Origin of the sequence: Veillonella sp. (assembly GCF_019414865.1) — a bacterium.
GTDB lineage: Bacteria > Bacillota > Negativicutes > Veillonellales > Veillonellaceae > Veillonella.
Map to the genome: position 1 here is coordinate 1 of NZ_DXLG01000083.1, position 7,000 is coordinate 7,000.

General features: G+C 42.0%; 8 protein-coding genes. All 8 read left to right on the forward strand.

Annotation, left to right across the window (positions count from 1 at the left end; genetic code table 11):
• The first annotated feature begins 20 nt into the window (after positions 1-20).
• Positions 21-623, forward strand: a complete 603-nt coding sequence (locus QZ334_RS05960; protein ID WP_295232769.1) for a hypothetical protein — start codon at positions 21-23, stop codon at positions 621-623.
• A 46-nt stretch (positions 624-669) separates the two neighbouring features.
• Positions 670-1,263: a hypothetical protein gene (locus QZ334_RS05965; RefSeq protein ID WP_129823506.1), complete on the forward strand. Its 594-nt coding sequence runs from the start codon at positions 670-672 to the stop codon at positions 1,261-1,263.
• Positions 1,264-1,494: 231 nt separating this feature from the next.
• Positions 1,495-2,445 carry an ABC transporter permease gene (locus QZ334_RS05970; RefSeq protein WP_129823666.1) on the forward strand — a complete coding sequence of 317 codons (951 nt, stop codon included), beginning with the start codon at positions 1,495-1,497 and terminating at the stop codon, positions 2,443-2,445.
• Positions 2,438-3,247: an ABC transporter permease gene (locus tag QZ334_RS05975; protein WP_060924164.1), complete on the forward strand. Its 810-nt coding sequence runs from the start codon at positions 2,438-2,440 to the stop codon at positions 3,245-3,247. Before QZ334_RS05970 ends, QZ334_RS05975 begins: the two co-directional genes overlap by 8 nt.
• Positions 3,248-3,315: 68 nt before the next feature.
• Positions 3,316-4,839: an ABC transporter substrate-binding protein gene (locus tag QZ334_RS05980; protein WP_295232759.1), complete on the forward strand. Its 1,524-nt coding sequence runs from the start codon at positions 3,316-3,318 to the stop codon at positions 4,837-4,839.
• On the forward strand, positions 4,832-5,599 hold the full coding sequence (locus QZ334_RS05985; RefSeq protein ID WP_295232760.1) for an ABC transporter ATP-binding protein: 768 nt from the start codon (positions 4,832-4,834) through the stop codon (positions 5,597-5,599). The genes QZ334_RS05980 and QZ334_RS05985 overlap by 8 nt, the downstream gene beginning before the upstream one ends.
• Position 5,600: 1 nt before the next feature.
• Positions 5,601-6,341, forward strand: coding sequence for an ABC transporter ATP-binding protein (locus QZ334_RS05990; protein WP_295232763.1), 741 nt, complete (start codon positions 5,601-5,603; stop codon positions 6,339-6,341).
• 103 nt (positions 6,342-6,444) lie between these two features.
• Positions 6,445-6,939 carry a GyrI-like domain-containing protein gene (locus QZ334_RS05995; protein ID WP_295232766.1) on the forward strand — a complete coding sequence of 165 codons (495 nt, stop codon included), beginning with the start codon at positions 6,445-6,447 and terminating at the stop codon, positions 6,937-6,939.
• The last annotated feature ends 61 nt before the right edge of the window (positions 6,940-7,000 follow it).

The following is a 7,000-nucleotide window of genomic DNA, read 5'->3' on the forward strand; positions in this document are numbered from 1 at the left end:
ATTTTGCGGAGTATATTATTATGACCTCGATACTAAAGAAATCTTTGTTGATGGCTTTAGCTTGCGTCTGTATAGGTACTTATGGAGTTGTTAAGGCTCAAGGTACAACGGATTCACAAACTAGAGTTTCTGAACCCCTAGAAATGTCTGTTGAAGCAGCTGTTCCTGGCGTTGTTATGCCAAGTCCTGTACATGTGTTTACCACTGTAGAAGCAGCGTCTGAATATATAGGGTTTAGACCTCAAATGCCAAAGCTGTTGCCAGTAGGATTTAATATTCAATCTGTCATTACTATTGAGAAAGACATTTTGCAGGTTGTGTACGTGTATGAACCCGGTATAGATCCGTACGTAAATAAGGCCGGTGGTGCTCTTATTTTTTATCGTACATCTACTACATTAAAGGGTGATATCAGCGATGACCGTAAGATTCATAAGGTTATAGAAACTGAAAGTGTAGATGGTACAAAGGTTACTTTCAAAGGTGGTAAGAAAATGGTCTATCTTGCATCGTGGATGAAAGATGGACAAAATCATTCTTTAGATTTTTATCGCCCCGTTACACGAGATATGGCGAAGGCTATTATCCGTAATATTGTTGAGGAAAAATCACATACAAAATAAATGTGTTTTTAATAATTTTTATGTTACGCGAAGGGAGATTATACCCATGGTCAAAAAATTTGTATTACTAGCAGTTGCGTGTGCTTGTGTAGGTTCTTACACTGTTGCTGGTGCACAAGGTACTTTAGATGTAAAACCAGATCCAGCTAAACCTGTAGTTGCAGAACAGGCAGCTCCAATGGTTGGTATGCCAAGCCCAATTCATGAATTTGCTACTATTGATGAAGCTGCTAAATACATGAATATTATGCCTCATCTACCTAAAGTATTACCTGTAGGCTATAATATTGAGTCTGTAAGCACAATCAATAAAGATGTTTTGCAAGTTGTGTATGTTTACCAAGCTGGTGAAGATTCTACTCGCAATCAAGCAGCAGGCAAACGTATTGTGTATCGCGTAGGTACTACAAAAGGTGATATCAGTGGTAATCATAAGGATTATCGCGTTACAGCTACAGAAAAGGTAAACGGTACAAAGGTTACTTTCAAAGGTGGCGAAAAAATGGTATACCTCGCTGGGTGGACAAAAGATGGTCAAAACCATGCGATGTACTTTGAACGCCCTGTAAATCGCGACATGGCAAAAGCGATCATTGCTAACACTGTAGCACCTACAGCACATACAGCATATACAAAATAATATAACAGTCCAGCCTAGTGGGATAGGCATGCGAGCTGTGGTGAAGCACTCGCATGGACACTGTAAGGGTTATATAAGAAGCGGCTCCTCTCATGAGGGGCCGTTTTTGCTGGTATGCAAAACTTTCATAATGATAACGATTCTAAATACCCGTATGGGTATATCTATCTAAGTATTACATTGATAGAATATAAATATAGCTATTTGGTGATAAAGAAGGCAGGTGATGTATTGTATCGATTAATACTACAGCGTTTGGCGAGTATTGTGGGTATTTTATTGGTGGTTACTATCGGTACATTTGTATTGATAAAATTATCTCCTATCGACCCCGTGTCGATGAAGTTTAATCTTGTAGGGGCTACACCAGATCCAGTTGTAGTTGCACAGATACGAGAGCAGTTAGGGCTCAATGACCCTTGGTGGCAACAATACCTACGTTGGTTAGGTCAAATTGTACAAGGGGACTTTGGTGAGTCTATTCTGTATGCTTTACCAGTAGCGACCATTCTTGGTGGCGCCTTGCCTAATACCTTGGGGCTAGTATCCTTAGCTCTTGTTATGGGAATTATTGTGAGTATACCTCTTGGTATGCTATCTGCCAAGTATCAAGACTCTTGGATTGATCATGGGATTCGTCTCATTACATTCTTAGCATTAGCAATCCCTGGATTTTGGGTTGGTTTATTATTACTGTACTTGTTTGGTGTTAAATTACAGCTAGTGTCGGTAACGAATACCAATGGTTTTTCTGCCTATGTATTGCCCGCGGTAACCCTTGCTTTATGGATATGTGGCCTCTATATTCGTCGATTGCGCAATGCTATTTTAGAAGTGTCGCGACAGCCCTTTGTACAGGGGGCGCGAGCATTAGGCTTGCCAGAATGGATGGTCTACACCCGTTACATATTCCCTCATGTGGGACTTATGTTATTGCCCATGATGGGGGTAACGATGGGTGCCATGCTAGGTGGGTCTGCCGTTATTGAAACGGTATTCTCCATAAAAGGTATTGGTTACATGATGGTACAAGGCATTATGGCTCGCGATTATATATTGATGCAGGGCTATATCATCTGGATTACCTTGGTGTTCATCGTAATTAATATTATCATTGATGTATTGAGTGTTTGGCTGAATCCGAAGCGAAGAGCCGCCATAAAAGGAGGCTCTTATGAATAGACAAAAGCCCTATACTTTATACGTTATGTTAGTATTAGCAGCTCTATGGATCGCATTTTTCTTATGCGCTCCCTATATAGCACCATTTGATCCTGAAACGACGAATATCGCGGACCGCTTACAAGATATTAGTAGTACCCATCTATTAGGTACTGACCAACTCGGTCGTGATGTGTGGTCTCGCATCCTTTATGGCGGTAAAGCATCATTAGGAATTGCTTTCACCATCATTGGCATTAGTGGGGCCATCGGTATCGCTATTGGTGGGTTAGCAGGATTCTCTACACCTAGCATTGACCGTTGGTTATCTCGCTTGATTGATTTGGTACTAGGGTTTCCGAACATGGTGATTGCCATTGCTTTCATCGGTATTATGGGACCCAGCATAACGAATGTAATCATTTCCTTGTGCATTACGAAATGGGCGGAATACGCCCGTATCACGAGAGGCCTCGTACAGATTGAACGCCATGCGGAGTATATTACCTTTGCTCGTATGTCAGGTGCTTCAAATCTACGAATTCTGTGGCGCTATATTCTGCCGAATGTATTGCCACCGTTGGTGATTGTTATTATTCAACATCTAGGTGATGCCATCATTTTGGTAGCCAGTTTCTCGCTCATAGGCATCGGTGTGCAACCGCCGGATCCGGAGTGGGGCGCTATCTTGTTGAGTTCCCGAGATTTTCTACAAACGGCGCCGTGGCTGCTAATTTACCCGGGGCTCGCTATTTTTATTACTGTTGTTTTATTTAACTATATTGGTGATGCGTTGCGCGATGCCCTCGATGTATCTCGCTAACCGCGCTGTGTATAGATGTTTATGTTGAAAGCCTCTTTCACAGAGGCGATGTTCAAAAAGGAGAAGTTATGAAACGTTGGTTATTAGCATGTCTAACTATGCTGTGCATGGTAGCTCTCTTGGTAGGTTGCGGAAGTGATACCGCTAAACAAGGCAAACAAGGGAAGCATATGAATGTTGGTTTGTATTGGTTTGGTGAAACATTAGACCCAACTCACGAGTGGGATGCGTGGACATTGACGCGTATCGGCGCTGGTGAAACATTGGCAACGGTAACACCAGATATGAAATTTGCTCCACAATTAGCAGACTCCTGGGAAAATGTGGACCCTACAACATGGAAATTCCACATCCGTGAAAATGTTAAATTCCACAATGGCACTCCAATGACGCCACAAAAGGTAAAAGAGTCCATCGAGTACACAATGAAACAAAGTGCTCGTTCTGCAAAAGCTGTTAAGATTGAATCTATCGCAGTAGATGGTCAAAACTTGATTATTAAAACAACAGAACCTAACGGCTCCTTATTGTCCAGCTTGACTGAACCAGCTTTCGTTATCATGGACACTGCAGATCTTAAAGATGTAGCATCTAAACCAGTTCTTACCGGTCCTTACAAAATCACTACTTTCAAAAAAGGTGAAACAATTGAACTTGCAGCCTTCGCAGATTACTGGGGCGGCAAACCAGGTCTTGATTCTGTAACTGTAAAAGACATCGAAGACAATAACAAACGCGCTATGGCGTTGCAATCTAAAGACGTAGACGTAATTCAAAAAGTGGATTCTGCTAACCGCAGCTTGTTCAAAGATGGTTTCAATATTCAAGACGTTGCTGGCGTTCGTGTGTTTATGTTGAAAGCAAACAACACAGAAGCATCTCCATTACATGATAAAGCTGTGCGTTCCGCTATTGCTCATATCATTAACTATGATTCCATGGCTAAAATCATCGGCAATGGCTCTACACCAGGGGCGGCACCATTCCCGCCATCTGCCAACTTAGGCTATGATGCGATTGCTAATAAACCGATGACAGATGTAGCAAAAGCTGACCAAATCTTGACTCAAGCTGGTTACGCTAAAAATGCAAACGGCATGTATGCAAAAGATGGCAAAGAATTAGCGATTACTATTGCTATTTGGGGTAAAGACACAAGCTTATACGAAGAAATTCAACAAGAATTAAAAAAAGCTGGTATTGCTGTAACTCTTAAGAAATTACAAAGCCCTGATGAAGTAGATACACTTGGTACAGATGGTTTCGATTTAGTAGAACGCAATGTAGTGACTATGTCTACAAACGATCCTTACTGGTTCCTCAGCTTATTCTACAAAACTGGTGCGAAATCAAACGTTGGTGGCTACTCTAACCCTCAAGTAGATGCGTTAATCGACCAATTGTCCGTAACATTTGATCAAAACGAACGCTCTAATATTGCAAAACAAGCGCAACAAATCTTAGTTGATGACGTAGCAGATATCTATTTGTTGTATCCAAGTGCAACGGTTGTATCTACTACAAAAGTTAAAAATGTACCAGTACATCCAATCGATTACTACTTATTAACAAAGGATTCTACTATTGAATAAATCTGATTGTATCGTATTTGATAAGGTTACAATTTCATATGGTGCGGAAGAGGCGGTGCGTAATGTATCCTTCTCCGTGCCCAATGGTGAGGTCTTTGCCATCGTTGGTGAAAGCGGATCTGGTAAATCTACGTTAGTTCGTGCCGCTTTTGGCATGTTGAAACAAGCTACCATTAGCGGCCAAATTTTGCTAAACGGAACCGATGTTTCTACATTGAGTGATGGTGATTGGCGACAATTGCGGGGCACCAAGATTTCTATGATCTTTCAAAATCCCAGCGCCTATCTAAATCCAAATCGCACCGTGGAAAATCACTTCAAAGATTTATTCCGTGCCCATGGTGAAAGCTATGATGTAAGCCGCGTTATAGATATGCTTAATCTTGTTCACTTAACCGACGGAGAGCGTATCTTGCAGTCCTATCCGTTTCAATTGAGCGGTGGCATGCAGCAGCGATTGGCAATAGCTTTAAGCCTTATCTTGAAGCCGAGCATCGTATTTGCCGATGAACCGACCAGTGCTCTGGATATGCTCGTACAAGCCTCTGTATTGGATCTTATGAAAGAGGTAACACAAGCCCTTGGTGCAACAGTTATTATCGTAACGCATAACATCAAGGCGGCGGCGCGCATTGCCAATAGGATTGGGGTTATGAATAAGGGGCAACTCGTTGAAGTGGGATCTACCGAAGAGGTCATGGCCCATCCAAAAGATGAGTATACTCGTATTTTGTTAGATTCTGTAATGAAAGTGGTGTAGTATGATTCAACTCGAGAATATCTGTAAACAATATACAAACCACAATCATACGGTTCGTGCTGTTGATAACGTATCTTTTTCTGTAGCGGAGAATGAACGGGTAGGTATTGCTGGTGGTAGTGGTTCCGGTAAAAGTACATTGCTTAGGATGATTGCCATGCTAGAAAAACCTACATCTGGCACCTTGCGACTCTTTGGTGAGGACATCCATTCCATTCAAAATCATACAGAAATATATCGCTCTATGCAGATGATGTTCCAAAATCCCTTGGCGGTGATTCCGCCTAGAATGAACTTAGAAGCATTTCTCTTAGAGCCGTATATCAACTATGGGCTTATGGATGTGGCGTCAGCAAAGGACGATATCCGTAAATGGATGCAACGAGTAGACTTGCCAGAAAATACGGTGTATAAATACCCTCACGAAGTCAGCGGTGGTCAGTTACAACGTGTCGTATTGGCACGGATCATGTTGATGAACCCCAAGCTAGTACTCTTTGACGAACCTACATCAGCCCTTGATGCGGTGAATCAAAAGCTGGTACTAGATTTATTACAAAAACTTCACAGGGAACAACCCTTCGGCTACGTATTCGTCAGCCATGACATCGGACTATTACAAGCCGTAACAGACCGAATCATCGTTATGAAAGATGGGCAAATCGTAGAAAATATCGAATCAAAACGACTTAAAGAAGCGGTACACCCATATACAAAATCACTTGTGGAAGCGAGTGTGTGAAAAGAGCCCCTATGCTTTGGCATAGGGGCTCTTAATTATCTTTCATAATCCTCCCTTACGATAAAAGAAATCATATATTTTTTTTCAGAAAGAGGGGTTAATTATGACAGCAGTAAAGCATGAATGGCGTAAGCACGAAAAGGAACTGTATTGTCCAAAGCAGCAGGCGGTGCAGGTTACGGTGCCGAGCATGAAGTTCCTTGTGCTGGAGGCGCTTTGGAAGCAGATCGAGCATACGGAGCAGTTTGATAAGAATAATCTGCAATATCGGGTGATGATCAGACAACCTGATTTTGTGACTCCTGACGTGTTGGAGGCGGCCATTATGAATGTATCCAAGAAAAAATCGCTGCCTCGCTTTAAGGATGTGCGGCTCGAATCAATTGAGGACGGGGAGTGCGTGCAGATATTGCATGTCGGGCCTTACGATGACGAACCGGAATCATTTATGAAAGTAGATGATTTCTGCGCTGCTCATAATTTGCAACGTGCTAACGACGAGTGGCATCGGGAAATCTACTTGTCTGATGCGCGAAAGGTGGAGCCCGCTAAATTGAAAACTGTACTGCGTGTGCAAGTTAAATCAATGCAGTTTTAAAAATTTAATAGTGGATAAATTCTTGAGCCTTCTGTGTTACAATGATAGTAATATAGAAGGC

What these genes read in the sequence shown, in the direction of transcription:
- QZ334_RS05960 (WP_295232769.1), top strand. Translation starts at nt 21, where the DNA reads ATGACCTCGATACTAAAGAAATCTTTGTTGATGGCTTTAGCTTGCGTC.
- QZ334_RS05965 (WP_129823506.1), top strand. Translation starts at nt 670, where the DNA reads ATGGTCAAAAAATTTGTATTACTAGCAGTTGCGTGTGCTTGTGTAGGT.
- QZ334_RS05975 (WP_060924164.1), top strand. Translation starts at nt 2,438, where the DNA reads ATGAATAGACAAAAGCCCTATACTTTATACGTTATGTTAGTATTAGCA.
- QZ334_RS05995 (WP_295232766.1), top strand. Translation starts at nt 6,445, where the DNA reads ATGACAGCAGTAAAGCATGAATGGCGTAAGCACGAAAAGGAACTGTAT.
- QZ334_RS05980 (WP_295232759.1), top strand. Translation starts at nt 3,316, where the DNA reads ATGAAACGTTGGTTATTAGCATGTCTAACTATGCTGTGCATGGTAGCT.
- QZ334_RS05990 (WP_295232763.1), top strand. Translation starts at nt 5,601, where the DNA reads ATGATTCAACTCGAGAATATCTGTAAACAATATACAAACCACAATCAT.